16 protein-coding genes are annotated in these 18,219 nt (G+C 59.9%); 10 read left to right on the top strand and 6 right to left on the bottom strand.

Annotated features, from left to right (window positions below):
- The first annotated feature begins 31 nt into the window (after positions 1-31).
- Together B0D71_RS20530 and B0D71_RS31500 are read left to right on the top strand one after the other, a co-directional pair.
- On the top strand, positions 32-937 hold the full coding sequence (locus B0D71_RS20530) for a LysR family transcriptional regulator (RefSeq protein ID WP_205886008.1): 906 nt from the start codon (positions 32-34) through the stop codon (positions 935-937).
- 195 nt (positions 938-1,132) lie between these two features.
- A complete protein-coding gene (locus tag B0D71_RS31500; protein ID WP_007986083.1) occupies positions 1,133-1,309 on the top strand; it encodes a hypothetical protein in 177 nt (58 codons plus the stop codon).
- 9 nt (positions 1,310-1,318) lie between these two features.
- Here the strand turns inward: B0D71_RS31500 and B0D71_RS20520 are convergent, their stop codons facing one another.
- On the bottom strand, positions 1,319-2,215 hold the full coding sequence (locus B0D71_RS20520; RefSeq protein ID WP_103396368.1) for a helix-turn-helix domain-containing protein: 897 nt from the start codon (positions 2,213-2,215) through the stop codon (positions 1,319-1,321).
- A gap of 181 nt (positions 2,216-2,396) precedes the next feature.
- Here B0D71_RS20520 and pobA point away from each other — a divergent pair, with 181 nt between their 5' ends.
- Both pobA and B0D71_RS20510 read left to right on the top strand, forming a co-directional pair.
- Positions 2,397-3,590, top strand: coding sequence for a 4-hydroxybenzoate 3-monooxygenase (gene pobA, locus B0D71_RS20515; protein ID WP_103396367.1), 1,194 nt, complete (start codon positions 2,397-2,399; stop codon positions 3,588-3,590).
- A gap of 78 nt (positions 3,591-3,668) precedes the next feature.
- On the top strand, positions 3,669-5,186 hold the full coding sequence (locus B0D71_RS20510) for an MDR family MFS transporter (protein WP_103396366.1): 1,518 nt from the start codon (positions 3,669-3,671) through the stop codon (positions 5,184-5,186).
- 104 nt (positions 5,187-5,290) lie between these two features.
- Here the strand turns inward: B0D71_RS20510 and B0D71_RS20505 are convergent, their stop codons facing one another.
- From B0D71_RS20505 to B0D71_RS20485, 4 genes are all read right to left on the bottom strand, one after another.
- The gene (locus B0D71_RS20505) at positions 5,291-6,139 is read right to left on the bottom strand and encodes a cache domain-containing protein (protein WP_103396365.1); all 849 of its coding nucleotides are present in this window, start codon (positions 6,137-6,139) and stop codon (positions 5,291-5,293) included.
- A 227-nt stretch (positions 6,140-6,366) separates the two neighbouring features.
- The gene (locus tag B0D71_RS20495) at positions 6,367-7,239 is read right to left on the bottom strand and encodes an ATPase (RefSeq protein WP_103396364.1); all 873 of its coding nucleotides are present in this window, start codon (positions 7,237-7,239) and stop codon (positions 6,367-6,369) included.
- 117 nt (positions 7,240-7,356) lie between these two features.
- Positions 7,357-8,349, bottom strand: coding sequence for an NAD-dependent epimerase/dehydratase family protein (locus B0D71_RS20490; protein ID WP_103396363.1), 993 nt, complete (start codon positions 8,347-8,349; stop codon positions 7,357-7,359).
- Between the two features lie 97 nt (positions 8,350-8,446).
- Positions 8,447-9,346, bottom strand: coding sequence for a LysR family transcriptional regulator ArgP (locus tag B0D71_RS20485; protein WP_103396362.1), 900 nt, complete (start codon positions 9,344-9,346; stop codon positions 8,447-8,449).
- Between the two features lie 96 nt (positions 9,347-9,442).
- Here B0D71_RS20485 and B0D71_RS20480 point away from each other — a divergent pair, with 96 nt between their 5' ends.
- From B0D71_RS20480 to B0D71_RS20470, 3 genes are all read left to right on the top strand, one after another.
- The gene (locus tag B0D71_RS20480) at positions 9,443-9,844 is read left to right on the top strand and encodes an ACT domain-containing protein (protein WP_103396361.1); all 402 of its coding nucleotides are present in this window, start codon (positions 9,443-9,445) and stop codon (positions 9,842-9,844) included.
- 6 nt (positions 9,845-9,850) lie between these two features.
- The gene (locus B0D71_RS20475) at positions 9,851-10,453 is read left to right on the top strand and encodes a LysE/ArgO family amino acid transporter (protein WP_103396360.1); all 603 of its coding nucleotides are present in this window, start codon (positions 9,851-9,853) and stop codon (positions 10,451-10,453) included.
- 164 nt (positions 10,454-10,617) lie between these two features.
- Positions 10,618-11,214, top strand: coding sequence for a superoxide dismutase (locus B0D71_RS20470; protein ID WP_103396359.1), 597 nt, complete (start codon positions 10,618-10,620; stop codon positions 11,212-11,214).
- A 113-nt stretch (positions 11,215-11,327) separates the two neighbouring features.
- On the opposite strand, the gene B0D71_RS20465 is transcribed toward B0D71_RS20470, so the two are convergent.
- Positions 11,328-11,594 (bottom strand): DUF6124 family protein, encoded by a 267-nt coding sequence (locus B0D71_RS20465; RefSeq protein ID WP_103396358.1) that lies wholly within the window; start codon positions 11,592-11,594, stop codon positions 11,328-11,330.
- A 1,240-nt stretch (positions 11,595-12,834) separates the two neighbouring features.
- Here B0D71_RS20465 and B0D71_RS20455 point away from each other — a divergent pair.
- The 3 genes from B0D71_RS20455 (at position 12,835) to B0D71_RS20440 (ending at position 18,202) form a co-directional block, all read left to right on the top strand.
- A complete protein-coding gene (locus tag B0D71_RS20455; RefSeq protein WP_103396356.1) occupies positions 12,835-14,886 on the top strand; it encodes a putative bifunctional diguanylate cyclase/phosphodiesterase in 2,052 nt (683 codons plus the stop codon).
- Between the two features lie 238 nt (positions 14,887-15,124).
- Positions 15,125-16,480: an imelysin family protein gene (locus B0D71_RS20445; protein WP_103396354.1), complete on the top strand. Its 1,356-nt coding sequence runs from the start codon at positions 15,125-15,127 to the stop codon at positions 16,478-16,480.
- A gap of 294 nt (positions 16,481-16,774) precedes the next feature.
- Positions 16,775-18,202: a di-heme oxidoreductase family protein gene (locus tag B0D71_RS20440; RefSeq protein ID WP_103396353.1), complete on the top strand. Its 1,428-nt coding sequence runs from the start codon at positions 16,775-16,777 to the stop codon at positions 18,200-18,202.
- Positions 18,203-18,219 lie beyond the last annotated feature (17 nt).

Raw genomic sequence — 18,219 nt, 5'->3', positions numbered from 1 at the left:
AACATAGTTTGTTTCTGAAAGCGGGCAAATCATGGATCGTCTTCAAGCAATGCGGGTGTTCGTCACGGTGGTCGACCTCGGCAGCCAGTCGGCCGCCGCCGATCACCTGGAGCTGTCACGGCCGGTGGTGTCGCGCTATCTGGCGGAACTGGAAAACTGGGTCGGCGCGCGCCTGATGCACCGCACCACACGCAAGTTGAGCCTGACCGCCGCGGGCAACGAAATCCTTCCGCGCTGCCGGCAAATGCTCGACTTGTCCACCGACATGCAAGCCGCTGTCAGTGAGCCGGATGACGCACCGCGCGGACTGTTACGGATCAGTGTCAGCACCTCCTTCGGCCAGGCGCAACTGGCCGATGCCATGGCCGCGTACGTCAAGCGCTACCCCGGCGTCAGCATTGACATGCAGATGCTCGACCGCACCGTGAACCTGGTGGATGAGCGCATCGACCTGGCGATCCGCACCAGCAACGACCTGGACCCGAACCTGATCGCCCGTCGCCTGACGGTTTGCCGCTCGGTGATCTGCGCTTCCCCTGCTTACTTGCGCGAGTATCCGGTGCCGCAACGGGTCGAGGACCTGAGCCTGCACAATTGCCTGACCCACTCCTACTTCGGCAAAAGCCTCTGGCATTTCGAGCAGGACGGCGAGCAGGTTTCAGTACCGGTGCAGGGCAACATCAGCGCCAACGAGGCCAGCACGCTGTTGCGCGCCACGATCGCCGGCGCCGGGGTGGCGATGCTGCCCACGTATCAGGCCGGTGTGCACATTCACAGCGGCGAGTTGATCCGCCTGTTGCCGGCGGCCGAACCCCGGCAAATGAACGTGTATGCGGTGTATGCCTCGCGCAAGCACATGCCAGCGGCATTGCGCAGCTTGCTGGATTTTCTGGTGCTTAGGTTTCCCGAAGAACCAACGTGGGACGCAGGCCTGTAAACACCGACCTTGTAGGAGCTGGCTTGCCAGCGATGGCGTCCTGAAGACCTACGCAACATCCAATGCCCCCATCGCTGGCAAGCCAGCTCCTACAAGGGCATCAACGTTCTGAATGGCGCGCTATGGCTGGCAACTCACTGGCACTGACCTATGCTCAAAGTAATACCGAAAGGTATTCGTTCAGAGGTCAACGCCATGAACATCAGAACAAGAAGATACCTCGCGATTTTCATCACCTGTGCGGTCACGCTCGGGCTATATGGCGCTGCCGCCTGGCGCGTCGAGCAACTGCGCAACCTGCCCCGTGAATACGCGAGCTGCAACTTCGAGCGCTGCATTCCCCACAACGCGACCCTCAACGCCCTCCGGTAACGAAGGGGGTCAGGCTTCGTTGTCCTGATCGGCCTTCAAGCGGTCGCGGAACGCCTTTGGCGAAATCCCCACACGACGCCGGAAAAGGCGCGTGAAGTTAGTCGGATCGGAAAACCCCAACACGTCGGACATTTCATAAATGGTCATGCTGGTGTAGGTCAGCAAACGCTTGGCCTCCAGCAATTGCCGTTCATGCATGATCTGCAACGCCGGTTGCCCCGCCAGCTCACGACAGGTGCCGTTGAGGTGGGACACGGAAATCCCCAGCCGGTGCGCCAGATCCTCGACCTTGACGTGCTGGCGATAGGTCTCTTCCACCAGTTGAATAAAACCGTTGAGGTATTCCCTGGCCCGCTGTGGTCGCGCCATGGCGGTGCGACGCTGGATCACCTGGCGACTGACCCACACCACGATCACACTGACCAGCGAGTGCATGAGCATTTCCCGCGCCGGTTGATGGCTGGTGTATTCGTTCTGCAACGCACTGAACAGGCTGTTGAGGTACTCGGCATCCTTGCCTGCCGGGTAGCTTTCGGACTGGGCCAGGGCATTGACCGAGTGCCCCAGTTGCATCTGCAGGTGGGCGATCAACGGCGCGGCCAGGGTCACGACAAAGCCTTCCACGTCTTCGGAAAAGCGAAAGCCATGCACCGACAGCGGTGGCAGGATCTGGATGGCCGGTTCCACCAGTTGCGTACGCTTGCCTTCGATTTCAAGCTCTGCCTGACCTTTGAATACGAAGAGCAACTGGCACAAATCAGCGTGGCGGTGGGGTTTGATTTCCCAATGATGTTCGCGGCTGCGTTTGGAAATGGTTTCACAGTGCAGCAAGTCCGGGGTCGGCCAATCCAGGCTTTCACCGTAGAGCTTGAACACTGGAATCGAAGGCAGGTCAGGCTTGTTCATCACTTCAATCCAGGCTTCGGAGTAGATGACGGGCGATAATCGCACCGATTGGCAGAATGTACAGCTATCGGCTCAGTTTTCACCTTCAATTGACAGACCCGCAAAGGAAAAATGCAAGCACTCGATCCATAAAAATCACTCACCGGCCCTGGTCGCGTGAAGCTTGCGAGTCATAAAAACAATGAAAACGCTGAAAACCCAGGTCGCCATCATTGGCGCCGGCCCTTCAGGCCTGTTGCTCGGCCAACTGCTGCACAACGCCGGTATCGACACCCTCATTCTCGAACGCCAGACCCCGGATTACGTACTCGGCCGAATCCGCGCCGGCGTGCTTGAACAAGGCATGGTAGAGCTGTTGCGTAAAGCCGGCGTGAGTCAGCGCATGGACGCCGAGGGACTGGTGCATGACGGCTTCGAACTGGCCCTCGATGGGCGCCGGGTACACATCGATCTGCATGCCCTGACGGGTGGAAAATCCGTGATGATCTACGGCCAGACCGAAGTCACTCGCGACTTGATGGCCGCTCGTCGGGAGGCTGGCGCGCAGACGATTTATCAAGCCGAGAACGTCGTTCCCCACGGCATGAAAACCGATGAAGCGTTTGTCACTTTTGAGAAAGACGGCGAACAGTATCGCCTCGATTGCGATTACATCGCCGGTTGCGACGGCTTCCATGGAGTGGCGCGACAATCGATTCCCGCCGACAGCCTGAAAGGCTTCGAACGGATCTATCCGTTCGGCTGGCTCGGGATCCTGGCCGATACCCCGCCGGTCCACGAAGAGCTGGTCTACGCCCGCCATCAGCGCGGTTTCGCCCTGTGCAGCATGCGCTCGCCGACACGCACCCGTTACTACCTGCAAGTGCCCACCAGCGATCATGTCGACAACTGGTCGGATCAACGCTTCTGGGACGAACTCAAGTCGCGCTTGCCCCAAGAGCTGGCAGACAAACTGGTCACTGGCCCGTCCATCGAAAAAAGCATCGCGCCACTGCGCAGCTTCGTGGTCGAACCGATGCAATACGGGCGAATGTTCCTGGTCGGCGATGCCGCGCACATCGTCCCGCCCACCGGCGCCAAGGGCCTGAACCTGGCGGCCAGTGATGTGAGTACACTGTTCAACATCCTGCTCAAGGTCTACCGCGAAGATCGCCTTGATCTGCTGGAGAAGTACTCTGAGATCTGCCTGCGTCGGGTGTGGAAGGCCGAGCGGTTTTCCTGGTGGATGACTTCGATGCTGCACCGCTTCGATGATCACGATGCCTTTAGCCAGCGCATTGCCGAGTCGGAACTGGACTATTTCATCGACTCCGAGGCGGGTCGCAAGACCATTGCAGAAAACTACGTCGGGCTTCCTTATGAGGCTATCGAATAGGCTGCTATCGACTTACACTGGCGAGCATTCCCGCTCGCCTTGCCTCGTGCGGGTCAATCACTGCCCGCAGGTTTTCCCGTGACCAATCTCCAACTGCCTGAAACGCCCAAACCCGCCATCCGCAGCGTGCTGATCGCCCTGATGCTGGCGATCTTTCTCGGGGCACTGGACCAGACGATCGTCGCCGTTTCAATGCCGGCCATTTCCGCGCAATTCAAGGATGTCAGCCTGCTCGCCTGGGTGATTTCCGGCTACATGGTGGCCATGACCGTGGCGGTGCCGATCTACGGCAAACTGGGCGACCTGTACGGGCGGCGCAAGCTGATGCTGTTCGGCATGGGCCTGTTCACACTGGCCTCGGTGTTCTGCGGCATGGCCCAGAGCATGGAGCAACTGGTCCTGGCGCGGATCTTCCAGGGCATCGGGGCCGGCGGGATGATTTCGGTGAGTCAGGCGATCATCGGTGACATCGTGCCACCACGGGAACGCGGTCGTTATCAGGGTTATTTCAGCAGCATGTACGCGGTGGCCAGCGTGGCCGGTCCGGTGCTTGGCGGCTATATGACCGAATACCTGTCCTGGCGCTGGGTATTTTTGATCAACCTGCCGCTGGGCCTGGGCGCCTGGCTGGTGGCCTATCGCACGCTGGTGGGCCTGCCGATTCCGCAACGCAAGCCGATCATCGATTATCTCGGTACCGTGCTGATGATCATTGGGCTGACGGCGTTGTTGCTGGGTATCACCCAGGTCGGTCAGGGCCATTCGTGGCGAAGTGCCGAAGTGCTGGCGCTGCTGGCTAGTGCAGTGCTGGTTCTGGGGCTGTTCGTCGTCCATGAGCGGCGGGCGCGGGAGCCGTTGCTGCCTATGCATCTGTTTGCCAACCGCAATGCGATCCTGTGCTGGTGCACGATTTTCTTCACCAGTTTCCAGGCCATCTCGCTGATCGTGCTGATGCCATTGCGCTTCCAGAGCGTGACTGGCGCCGGTGCCGACAGCGCCGCCCTGCACCTGCTGCCGCTGGCCATGGGCCTGCCGATGGGTGCGTATTTCGCTGGTCGTCGCACTTCCGTGACCGGGCGCTACAAACCGATGATCCTCACCGGCGCGGCACTGATGCCCATTGCGATTATTGGCATGGCGTTCAGCCCACCGCAGTCATTCATCATGAGCAGCCTGTTCATGCTGCTCTGCGGGATCTCTTCCGGCATGCAGTTCCCCACTTCATTGGTCGGTACTCAGAACTCTGTGGACCAGCGGGATATCGGCGTGGCCACCAGCACCACCAACCTGTTTCGTTCGCTGGGAGGCGCGGTCGGCGTGGCATTGATGTCGGCGCTGCTGCTGGCGCTGTTGCAGGATTCAAGCTTCGCGCACCTGGCCGGCTCGTCGCTGATTGCCGAAGGCAGTTCGGGGAATGTGTTGCTGGACGGCTTGAACGCCGCGCCAGGTGACGCGCAAAACGCTTTGCGTGCCGAGCTGTTGTTGACGTTCCGGCATTTGCTGACGGTCAGCGCGGCGGTGTCGTTGCTGGGGTTGGCGGCAGCAATTGCCATGCCGAACATGTTGTTGCGTGGACGTGAGGACAAGGTTCGATAGATAGACCGGGGTGCGACCATCACTGGCAAGCCAGCTCCTACAGAATTACCCGACCCTGTAGGAGCTGGCTTGCCAGCGATGACGTCATTTCAAACACCTCAAAATCAAGGGCTGTAATACCCCACCGCCACCAGGAAATGCCCGACCTTCTTCAGGTAGGCATGCTTGTTCTCGACCTTGCCAGTCACCGGGTTTTTCCAGCGATATTCGTACTCGCCATAATCCTGTTTGGCCATCAACGCCAGAATCGGCTCGCCCACCGGTTTGCCTTCCGGGTCTACGATCTTGCTGAAGTCGGTATTGATCAGCCGCAGGTTGGTGCCGTGGGCCACGTAACGCTGGGTGTCCAGGTCAACGACAAATACGTACAGGTCATCCTGCAAGTAGCCGCCCTTGAGGGAATTGATCGCCGTCAGGGTGCCCTTCTCGTCCTTGGCCAGATCGGTTGCCGCTTTGTTCAGCAGGGCCATGGCCTGTTCGGCGGAGGCCCGGGGCAGGTAATAGCCGACCGCCAGAATCCGCTGGCCGATGCGCTGGTAGTAGACATGCTTGCGCTCGACCTTGCCGTCGTTCCAGTTCTGCCAGCGATATTCCGCCTGCTGAATGCCATTGCCTTCCGGCACTTTCAGGGCGTCCTTGAAGGTTTTCTGCAGGTCCGGCCCAAGCACTTCAGACACGTCCCGGCCAATCAGCGCCGACGACGGCCCGCCGCTGGCAAGCATCACGCCCTTGGTGTCGAGCACAAAGACATAACGGTCCTTGTCGACAAACTCGCCCTGGCGGCTGAACGCCGCAAAGGCCTTGTCGCCATTCTGGTGGTAGTAGGCCAAGGCTTTTTCCAGCAGGGCGATGGCCGCCTTGCTGTCGTCCTTTTCCGTCCCGGCGGCTTGCGCCTGGCCCAGACACAACAAAAACATGCCGCACAGCAAGGCGAACCTATGCAAAAACCCCATTGCGCATCCCTCGTTCCTGATGGTGTTTCAAGAGCGTAGACGGCTATGGGGGATGTATGGATATTCAGGAAAACGCAGCGCGAAGCTTATGTGGCGAGGGGGCTTGCCCCCGTTGCGCTGCGAAGCGGCGCTAAAATCTGCGATCGGTGATGGTCTGGCACACCGCGCTTACCTGTTTTGCGACTGCTGTGCAGCCGAACGGGGGCAAGCCCCCTCGCCACAAGTGCTTACTGCTTGGCGCGCAGCTGCTGCTGAAGGTTCTGGATCTGCGCCTGGAGGGTATTGATGTTGCGGGTGACCTGGCTGCGGAATGCATCGAACTCGGCAGTGTTGGTCGAGCCCTGTGCGGGGGCCGGACGGTTATCCAGCACGCTTTTGACCACGATCATGTCTTGCTCGAGACGCTCGATGGCAGCGCTCGGGTTGCCTTGCTTCTTCAGCGCGGTGATATCGGCGCCCAGGCTCTTGAGCTGTGCATCGAATTTTTCCGAGTCGGACGGGGCACTTTTCAGTGCAGCCAATTCAGCACTCAAGGCTTTTACCTCGGCCTGCAACTGCGTATTGGCAGCCTGATGTTCGGTTTCCTGAGCCGTCAACTGCACCAGGCGTTTGTCCACTTCGGTGGTTTGCGCGGTCATTTGTGCCAGTCGCTTGTCCAGCTCCGAGGCTTGGCCGGCAACCCCTTGCTGCTGGGCGCTCTGGTCCTGCAGTTTGCTTTCCAACTGACGGATTTGCAGCTTCAGGGCTTCGCTGTCGGTGGTGACACTGGTCTGGCTGGCAACCACCTTGCCGGAAATATCCTGCAGGCGCCCGGCCGCTTCCTCGCTGATCCGGGCGAAACTTTCCTGGGTCGCCACCAGTTGCTGCTCCATCAGGGAAATCTGCTGAAAGCTCCACCAGGCCAGGCCCGCGAACGCAAAGAACAACGCCCCGACCAACGCCCACAGGGGGCCGGTGCTCGCCGCCTTGACCTTCACCACCGGCGCCGTGCGCGGATGCGCGACCGTGCGGACGGTGGGCGGAAAGTCGTCGTCGAGAACGTCTGCACGCAGGCTCGGTACATCGTCGAAGTCGTCGTTGGCATCGTTACGCATGGACATTGAATCAACCTTAATGAATCAAATAATGGCGTTATGCCGCGCAGTATAAACCCCACAGCCGCAACCATTGACCCTGTAGTCCCGTATCAGGTTCAGTGAGGGGCGGTTGTTCGAGCGTCAGCGAATATCCTGAGCCTTCCACCAGCCACAGAACTCATCAAGGGCCGTCCAGAGGCTGACCTTGGGATCGTAATCCAGATAATGCCGGGCGCGGCTGATGTCCAGGGTGAAATTTTTGTTCATGACCTGCATGCCAAGGCGCGACAGTGTCGGCTCGGGACGCCCCGGCCACAACTTGCACACACCCTCATTGAGCGCCGCCACACTGTAGGCCAGGCCGTAGGAACGGTGGCGGGTGACCTGTGGGACTTCCATTTTGCGCATGACGTAATTGACCACGTCCCACAGCGGAACCGGCGTGCCGTTGCTGATGTTGTAAACCTTCCCCAACGCGGAACCGCTGGCCAGCAAACTGCTGAGCAACGCCTCGTTGAGGTTTTGCACGCTGGTGAAATCAACTTTGTTCAGACCGTTGCCGATGATTGCCAGGCGCCCTTTGCGCTGCATGTTCAACAGGCGCGGGAAGATGCTCATGTCGCCGGCCCCGGTCACGAAACGCGGGCGCAGGGCCAGGGTTTCGAGGCCGAACTCCTGGGCACCAAAGACTTTTTGCTCGGCCAGATACTTGGTGGCGGCGTAAGGGTGCTTGAAGCGCTTGGGCACCTGCTCTTCGGTCAGGCCCAGGTGATCGCGACCATCGAAATAGATCGAGGGTGACGACAAATGCACCAGCCGCCGAACCCGTTGCTTCAGGCAGGCTTCGACCACGTTCTCGGTGACCTGGACGTTGCCTTGATGGAAGTCCTGATAGCGTCCCCATAAACCGACAGCACCGGCGCAATGCACCACGGCCTCGACGTCGGAACACAGTTCGCGCGCCAGTTCCGGATCGCTTAAATCCCCCTGGATGAACTCGGCCCCCCGGCGTACCAAATGTTCCACACTCTCGGCCCGGCGACCGTTGACCCGCACGTCCAGGCCCTGCTCCAGGGCAAAACGCGCAAAGCGCCCGCCAATGAAGCCGCTTGCGCCGGTAACCAGAATCTTCATGAATTGCTCCAACAAATGCAGTCGCGAGTTTCAAAACTGCACGCTGCAAATTAAAAACGGTCCGCAAGCGCTTCACTTGCGGCTTGCAGCTTGACGCTCAAGGCTGCTCCAAGGGCACCAGCCATTGTTTCGACGCACGTACCAATTGATCGGTGAGTAACCCCAGCAACTGGCCGCCATTACGCCAATGATGCCAGTACAGCGGCACATCGATCGGCTTATCTGGCAGTAATTCCTGCAACACGCCCCTTTGCAGTTGCTCGCGTACCTGCAACTCCGGAACCAGTCCCCAGCCCAGTCCGGCTTCCGTCAGCCGAATGAAACCTTCGGAGGACGGGCATAAATGGTGTTCGAAACCACCCTCGACACCGAGGGACGCAAGGTAGCGATGCTGCAGGAAATCGTCCGGGCCGAACACTAGCGCCGGGGTGCGGGCCAACTGATCGGCGCGTACACCTTGTGGAAAATGCCGGGCAATAAAGGCCGGGCTGGCCAGTGCACGGTAACGCATGGCTCCTAGCAACACGCTGCGCGCGCCGGCCACCGGGCGCTCGCTGGCACAGACACAGGCCGCCACTTCACCGGCGCGCATGCGTTTGAGGCCGACGGTCTGGTCTTCGACCACCAGATCCATCAACAGATGTTGCTCGGCGCAAAACTCGCCCACCGCCTGCGCCCACCAAGTGGCCAGGCTATCGGCGTTAAGGGCGATCCGCAGGCGTTCCGGCAGGCCCTCTTCATCCAGCGCCGGCACCAGGCTTTGCAAATCCCGCTCAAGCAAGCGCACCTGCTGCACATGGTTGAGCAGTCGCCGGCCTATTTCCGTCGGCGTTGGCGGCGTGGCCCGCACGAGTACGGGCTGGCCAACCCGTGCTTCCAGCAGCTTGATGCGCTGGGAAATCGCCGATTGCGACAAGCCCAGCACCTGGGCCGCCCGTTCAAAACCGGCCTGTTCGACCACGGCGGCCAGGGCAGAAAGCAATTTATAGTCGAACATCAGTTTTCCTAATGAGCGATCAGCAAGATTGGTTTTTCTTATACAGCCTTCGCAAGGACAATGACCAGCAAGAACTCTTGAACAAGGATCACCCACATGGCTGGCGAAACTTCATTGGCAACGCTGCTGCGCAGCATGAGCCCGCAACTCAACGCCGGCGAATACGTGTTCTGCACCCTGCGCGACAGCAAGTTGCCTGCGGATCTGGAGATTGTCGGCAGCTTCCGCGAGCAGGAAGGCCTGACCGTGATTCTCGAACGCTCCCACGCCGAAAAAGCCGGATTCAGCTTCGACTACATCGCCGCCTGGATCACCCTGAACGTGCATTCAGCCCTCGAAGCCGTTGGCCTGACCGCCGCGTTCGCCACGGCATTGGGCAAAGCCGGCATCAGCTGCAACGTGATTGCCGGCTACTACCACGACCACTTGTTTGTCGGCCAGGCCGACGCCGACCGCGCCCTACAAGTGCTGCGGGATCTGGCAGCCAACGCGGAGTAAAAAATCATGTGGCAAAGTTATGTGAATGGCCTATTGGTGGCCTTCGGCCTGATCATGGCGATCGGCACCCAGAATGCGTTTGTCCTGGCGCAAAGCCTGCGGCGTGAACATCACCTGCCGGTCGCGGCACTCTGCGTGGCCTGCGACGCCCTGTTGGTGGCGGCCGGGGTTTTCGGCCTGGCGACGGTACTGGCACAAAACCCGACACTGCTGGCGATTGCCCGTTGGGGTGGCGCAGCTTTCCTGTTGTGGTACGGCAGCCAGGCACTGCGCCGGGCCTTTTCGAAGCAGAGCCTTGAGCAGGGCGAGGGCCAGACCGTACGCTCACTGCGGGCAGTGATGCTCAGTGCGCTGGCGGTGACGTTGCTCAATCCGCACGTGTATCTGGACACCGTCCTGCTGATCGGCTCCCTGGGCGCACAACAAACCGAGCCCGGCGCTTATGTAGTGGGCGCGGCCAGTGCCTCGTTGCTGTGGTTTTTCACCCTGGCACTCGGCGCGGCATGGCTGGCACCCTGGCTCGCCCGCCCCAGCACCTGGCGAATTCTCGATCTGTTGGTGGCGGTGATGATGTTTGCCGTAGCGCTGCAGTTGATCACGGCCATCTGATTCGCGGAACCTCTATTCCACACAGTTGTTGCGTGGTTATGCCGCCCCCCCGGTGCTATGATCCGACTCCCTGCGCCGCAAAGAGTACAAACTCCCCGGCGCTTGTCTGGCCGCCCGTGATCGGCCTTGCGCTCACCGCAACTGACCTGATTAGGAGAATCATTATGGCTTTCGAATTGCCGCCGCTGCCGTACGCACACGATGCCCTGCAGCCGCACATTTCCAAGGAAACCCTGGAATACCACCACGACAAGCACCACAACACCTACGTCGTGAACCTGAACAACCTGGTGCCAGGCACCGAGTTCGAAGGCAAGACCCTGGAAGAAATCGTCAAGACTTCCTCGGGCGGTATCTTCAACAACGCTGCTCAGGTCTGGAACCACACCTTCTACTGGAACTGCCTGGCGCCAAACGCTGGCGGTCAACCAACCGGCGCGCTGGCTGAAGCCATCAACGCAGCTTTCGGTTCGTTCGACAAGTTCAAGGAAGAGTTCAGCAAGACTTCCATCGGCACCTTCGGCTCCGGTTGGGGCTGGCTGGTGAAAAAGGCTGACGGTTCCCTGGCCCTGGCCAGCACCATCGGCGCCGGCAACCCGCTGACCAACGGCGACACCCCGCTGTTGACCTGCGACGTCTGGGAACACGCTTACTACATCGACTACCGCAACGTTCGTCCAAAGTATGTCGAAGCGTTCTGGAACCTGGTCAACTGGAAATTCGTGGCTGAGCAGTTCGAAGGCAAAACCTTCACCGCTTAAGCTCGACGCCAGTCAAAAAAACCCGGCTTTTTAGCCGGGTTTTTTATTGCCCAGGATTTTCAGCGTTCGGCAGGCTCGCGAAGAACGATAACGCGGTCAACCTGACTGAATACCTATCCCTGCGGATCGACGTTATCCAACGCGCGATTCACCGCCAGTTCCGCCAGCATGATGATCTGCGCAATGGCCAACGCCGTGTTGCGCTGGGGGCCGGTCAGGAAAGTGGCAAAATCACTCGCCATGACGTTGGCCGAAGCCAGTGACTCACAAGCGTGGGCCAGCAGGGATTCGGTATCCATGTCCGGGACGATCATGAACATGGTGTTGGGGGTGTAGGGTTTGGCTTTATTTAAGGGCGGATCGGGGATTAATTTATCCACTGAAATATTCCTATGCGGTGGGTGCCACCCAATGCCGTTCTCACACGGCAAAGAGGTGGCAGCTATGTGCGAGGTGAGAAAACCGGTCATAGGCACCCGGCCAGACAAAAGTCTGCCCGCACACAGCCGCCATAACGCACTTACAGACAGCGGATAAGCTGGCGGCAATTATGCGGACACTGGCACTGGATGACTATGACTTGCCGGGTTCTCACACCCGATCGCTGAGCTTTCAGCGACAGTCAGAGGCTATTGAGCCCGCTTCCGACGGGCAACCTGAAAACTGCGTGGGAAACTTCTGGCGCTTTCCTACACCGCGCCATCTCGCAAAAACGTAACGCGGAGCTTCTCTGGCAGCGTTCCCACGCGGTCGTGTGGAAACGATATGTTGGGGTGTGGCTGAAAATGCAATGTCGACTGTCCCGCCATCTTCGCGAGCAGGCTCGCTCACATTGCCCCCCCGTTTTTTAGTCGGGACTCCTGGCCGCTGAAGATCCCCGTGGGAGCGAGCTTGCTCGCGAAAAACGCCAGGACAACGCGGGAATTCAGGCAGCACGCGTTATCGTTGACGTCCATCGCGAGCAAGCTCGCTCCTACAGGGCCGAGCGTTAGCTCGCCTGCAACTCTTGATCTTGATCCACCCGCCCCCCCTCGGGAGGCCTCGTTCCGGTGTTCATCCGGGGATTGGCGCGCAGCGCCGTTTGACGCAGTCGAACACGCTGCATGTAGGTCGAAGCGAAGCCGACCGGAGGGCAGTGTCCCCGGATGGATACCGGAGCGAAGGAACGCCGAGCCTAAGCGAGGGGCCGGACGCAAGGGGCGAGCGCTTTTGGTTACTTTTAACTGGGCCGGCATTCCGGGCGCTTGTTAAAAGTGACTCGCCGTAAGGGCAAAACCATAAGTCGCCGTTACCAAAGAAACGGATATGTACTCCGTCAAAAAACCAACCCACCCCACAAAACCCAAGGCATTTTCCGACGATGAAACAGGCCGGCACCTCCTTGCCCCACAGCCACAGACGGCTAACATCAGACAAAAGGAAAATATCTACACCCCGCCCCTCAAGTTGAAGCACTCGACAACCGACACAGTGCTAATAGCCTAACTCGTCAAGACAACTGCAAATCGGCCAAGCTGCAGGCAAAATCCCCCAAGGATGATTGTCTCTTTGACTGCTATCACGGGATTGCCAATACTCATGGCAACTTGATGCTACCCGCACGGAACAAGGAATAACCCTTTGAAGCTGGAACTCAAGAACAGCTTGTCGGTGAAGTTGCTCCGGGTCGTGCTCCTGTCGGCATTGATCGTCGGCGTGGTCTTGAGCTGCGCGCAGATCGTGTTCGATGCCTATAAAACACGCCAGGCCGTCGCCAGCGATGCCGAGCGCATCCTCGACATGTTTCGCGACCCCTCGACCCAGGCCGTCTACAGCCTGGACCGGGAAATGGGCATGCAGGTCATCGAAGGCCTGTTTCAGGACGACGCCGTGCGCCAGGCCTCTATCGGCCATCCCAACGAAGCCATGCTCGCGCAAAAATCCCGCGAGTTGCAGCACTCCAGCAGTCGCTGGCTGACTGACCTGATTCTTGGCAAGGAACGCACCTTCACCACCCAACTGGTCGGTCGCGGGCCTTACAGCGAGTATTACGGCGACCTGAGCATCACCCTCGATACCGCTACCTACGGCCAGGGATTCATTGTCAGCTCGGTGATCATCTTCATCTCCGGTGTACTGCGCGCGCTGGCAATGGCACTGGTGTTGTACCTGGTCTATCACTGGCTGCTGACCAAACCGCTGTCACGGATCATCGAGCACCTCACGGAAATCAACCCGGATCGTCCCAGCGAACACAAGATTCCGCTGCTCAAGGGGCACGAGAAAAACGAACTGGGCATCTGGATCAACACCGCCAACCAGCTGCTCGAGTCCATCGAACGCAATACCCATCTGCGCCACGAAGCGGAAAACAGCCTGTTGCGCATGTCTCAGTACGACTTCCTGACGGGACTGCCGAACCGGCAGCAATTGCAGCAGCAACTGGACAAGATCCTCATCGATGCCGGCAGACTGCAGCGCCGGGTCGCGGTGTTGTGTGTCGGCCTCGACGACTTCAAGGGCATCAACGAGCAGTTCAGCTACCAGACCGGCGACCAGTTGCTGCTGGCCCTGGCTGATCGCCTGCGCGGTCATAGCGGTCGCCTGGGCGCCCTCGCCCGCCTCGGTGGCGACCAGTTCGCCCTGGTCCAGGCCGATATCGAGCAACCCTACGAAGCCGCCGAGCTGGCGCAAAGCATTCTTGATGATCTGGAAGCGGCGTTTGCCCTCGACCATCAGGAGATCCGCCTGCGCGCCACCATCGGCATCACTCTGTTCCCCGAGGACGGCGACAGCACCGAGAAGTTGCTGCAAAAGGCCGAGCAGACCATGACGCTGGCTAAGACCCGCTCGCGCAACCGTTACCAGTTCTATATCGCCAGCGTCGACACCGAAATGCGCCGCCGCCGCGAGCTGGAAAAAGACCTGCGCGATGCGCTGATCCGCAGCCAGTTCTACCTCGTCTACCAGCCGCAGATCAGCTATCGCGATAACCGCGTGGTGGGCGTCGAAGCCCTGATTCGCTGGCAACACCCCGAGCACGGCCTGGTGCCGCCAGACCTGTTCATCCCGCTGGCCGAACAGAACGGCACCATCATTGCCATCGGCGAATGGGTGCTGGACCAGGCCTGCAAACAGCTACGCGAGTGGCATGACCAGGGTTTCAGCGACCTGCGCATGGCGGTGAACCTGTCCACGGTTCAATTGCACCACGCCGAACTGCCGCGGGTGGTCAACAACCTGCTGCAGATGTACCGCCTGCCACCGCGCAGCCTGGAACTGGAAGTCACCGAAACCGGCCTGATGGAAGACATCAGCACTGCCGCCCAGCACTTGCTCAGCCTGCGCCGCTCCGGCGCACTGATCGCCATCGACGACTTCGGAACCGGCTATTCGTCCTTGAGCTATCTCAAGAGCCTGCCGCTGGACAAGATCAAGATCGACAAGAGTTTCGTTCAGGACCTGCTTGATGACGACGACGATGCGACCATCGTTCGCGCCATCATCCAGCTGGGCAAGAGCCTGGGCATGCAGGTGATTGCCGAAGGCGTGGAAACCGCCGAGCAAGAGGCCTACATCATTTCCGAAGGCTGCCACGAAGGTCAGGGCTATCACTACAGCAAGCCGTTGCCGGCACGGGAACTGGGCGTTTACCTGAAGCAGGCGCAACGCAGTAACGCCGCTATTTTGTAAACCCTGTAGGAGCGAGCCTGCTCGCGATGGACGTGAACGACGACGCGCGCAGTCTGAATGCACACGGTGCCTCGACGTTCATCGCGAGCAGGCTCGCACAGGGTGAAACGCACGATTCCGTGAATACGAAATATTTCCACCTACAACTCTTTACACATAATGCGAAAGATTTGCATTATGTCGCAGTTTTGCGTGCGCACAGCATGCATCCACCCCCTATCGAAGCAGGATGTTCGCCATGATTCGTATGCCTCTGGCTACCGCCAGTCTGTTGGCCATCGCTATTTCCCTTGCCGGTTGTGGCGAAGGTAAAGACAAAGAGAAAGCTGCCGCGCCTGCGCCAGCTGCCAGCACTGCGGCTGCCCCGGCTGCTCCAGCTGCTGCGCCTGCCGCTGCCGGTAAAGTCGACGAAGCTGCCGCCAAAGCCGTTGTCGCCCATTACGCCGACATCGTTTTCGCCGTTTACAGCGATGCCGAATCCACTGCGAAGACCCTGCAAACCGCCATTGACGCCTTCCTCGCCAAGCCGAACGCCGACACCCTGAAAGCCGCCAAGGCTGCCTGGGTTGCCGCTCGCGTGCCTTACCTGCAGAGCGAAGTGTTCCGCTTCGGCAACACCATCGTTGACGACTGGGAAGGTCAGCTGAACTCCTGGCCACTGGACGAAGGCCTGATCGACTATGTCGACAAGTCCTACGAACACGCCTTGGGCAACCCGGGTGCCACTGCCAACATCATCGCCAACACTGAAGTACAGATCGGCGAAGACAAGGTCGATGTCAAAGACATCACCCCGGAAAAACTCGCCAGCCTGAACGAGCTGGGCGGTTCCGAGGCCAACGTTGCCACCGGCTACCACGCCATCGAATTCCTGCTCTGGGGCCAGGACCTGAACGGCACCGGCCCTGGCGCCGGCAACCGTCCGGCTTCGGACTACCTGGAAGGCAAAGGCGCTACTGGCGGTCACAACGACCGTCGTCGTGCTTACCTGAAGTCCGTGACCCAGCTGCTGGTCAGCGACCTGGAAGAAATGGTCGGTAACTGGACGCCGAACGTGGCCGACAACTACCGCGCCACTCTGGAAGCAGAACCGGCTGAAACCGGCCTGCGCAAAATGCTGTTCGGCATGGGCAGCCTGTCCCTGGGCGAATTGGCGGGCGAGCGCATGAAGGTGTCCCTGGAAGCCAACTCTCCTGAAGACGAACAGGATTGCTTCAGCGACAACACCCACAACTCGCACTTCTACGATGCCAAGGGCATTCGTAACGTGTACCTGGGCGAATACACCCGTGTCGACGGCACCAAAATGACCGGCGCAAGCCTGTCGTCCCTGGTGGCCAAGGCCGACCCGGCTGCCGACACCGCGCTCAAAGACGACCTGGCCGCCACCGAAGCCAAGATCCAGATCATGGTTGATCACGCCAACAAGGGTGAGCACTACGACCAACTGATCGCTGCCGGCAACACCGCGGGCAACCAGATCGTCCGTGACGCTATCGCTGCGCTGGTCAAGCAGACCGGTTCGATCGAAGCTGCCGCTGGCAAACTGGGTATCGCCGACCTGAACCCGGACAACGCTGATCACGAATTCTGATCAACGCTGGCTGAGTGAAAAAGGCGACCTTCGGGTCGCCTTTTTCATGCCTGCCTTTTGTGGTGATGCTGGTGGCCCCATCGCTGGCTTGCCAGCTCCTACAGGTTCGGTGATGTTCGCAAAACCCGAGTACACAACCGATCCCTGTAGGAGCTGGCTTGCCAGCGATCGCAGCGCCTCGGTCTCCGGTGAAAAACCCTGCCCCACATCAAGCAAACGATAATTCCTCTTATTCAATTTCCTATCCCCTGTTAGACTTTGCGCCCTTGTTTTGCTCGTCTTGCAGGATGTCTGATGCCCCCGCTGCCTCTTCGCTTGTCCGCACTGTTTCTGGCCCTGGGCCTGAGTGCCTGCGATGACGCCCCGAAATTCACCCAGGCCGAACCTGGTGAAGCCCGCTCCGGTGGCAGTGCGACGGTGCGCAAGACCGATCAGAACGCGTTTTCCATGCCTTCGGCGAACCTGCCGCCGTCACGGCGCGTGGATTTCAGTGTCGGCAACAGCTTCTTCCGCAGCCCCTGGGTAATCGCCCCGTCGACGACGACCGCACGCGATGGCCTCGGCCCACTGTTCAATACCAATGCCTGCCAGGGCTGCCACATCAAGGACGGCCGTGGCCATCCGCCAACTCCGGACGATGTGAACGCCGTGTCGATGCTGGTACGCCTGTCGATTCCCGACGCCCCGGCGTATGCCAAGGTCATCGAACAGCTCGGCGTGGTGCCGGAGCCCGTCTACGGTGGACAGTTCCAGGACATGGCCGTACCCGGTGTCGCCCCCGAAGGCAAAGTGCGAGTCGATTACACCGCCGTGCCGGTTCGCTTCAAGGACGGCACCGAAATCGAGCTGCGCAAACCGAGCCTGAACATCACCCAGCTGGGTTACGGCCCGATGCACCCCGACACCCGTTTCTCGGCACGTGTAGCGCCACCGATGATTGGCCTAGGCCTGCTCGAAGCGATCCCCGAGGAGGCGATCCTGGCCAACGCCGAGGCACAGGCCAAGGCGAACAACGGCATTGCCGGGCGTCCGAACCAGGTGTGGGACGACGCCCAGCAAAAGACAGTGTTGGGAAGATTTGGCTGGAAAGCCGGACAACCAAACCTCAATCAACAAAATGTTCACGCGTTTTCCGGTGATATGGGTCTCACGACCAGCCTGAGACCCTTTGATGACTGCACGGACGCGCAAACTGCCTGCAAACAGGCGCCCAGTGGCATCGGCCCGGATGGCGAGCCGGAAGTCAGCGATAACATCCTGCGCCTGGTACTGTTCTACAGCCGCAACCTTGCCGTCCCGGCCCGTCGTGACGTCAACACGCCTGAAGTACTGGCCGGCAAGAGCCTGTTCTATCAGGCCGGCTGCCAAACCTGCCACACACCGAAATACACCACCGCCGCCAACGCCGCCGAACCTGAACTGGCCAATCAAGTGATCCGCCCGTACAGCGATCTGCTGCTGCATGACATGGGCGACGGCCTGGCTGACAACCGTAGCGAATTCCAGGCCAGCGGCCGCCAATGGCGTACCCCGCCATTGTGGGGCATCGGCCTGACACCGGCGGTCAGCGGCCACACCCAGTTCCTGCACGACGGCCGCGCCCGCAACCTGCTCGAAGCGGTGCTCTGGCATGGCGGCGAAGCGACAGCGGCGCAGCAACAGGTTTTGTCTTTCGATGCCGAGCAGCGCAGCGCGCTGCTGGCGTTCCTGAATTCCCTTTAACACGCATTCCACTCGCG

Source organism: Pseudomonas laurylsulfativorans (assembly GCF_002906155.1).
GTDB classification, from domain to species: Bacteria; Pseudomonadota; Gammaproteobacteria; order Pseudomonadales; family Pseudomonadaceae; genus Aquipseudomonas; species Aquipseudomonas laurylsulfativorans.
The sequence above is the reverse complement of the archived record's forward strand: the minus strand, read 5'-3'. Positions and strand labels throughout refer to the sequence as shown.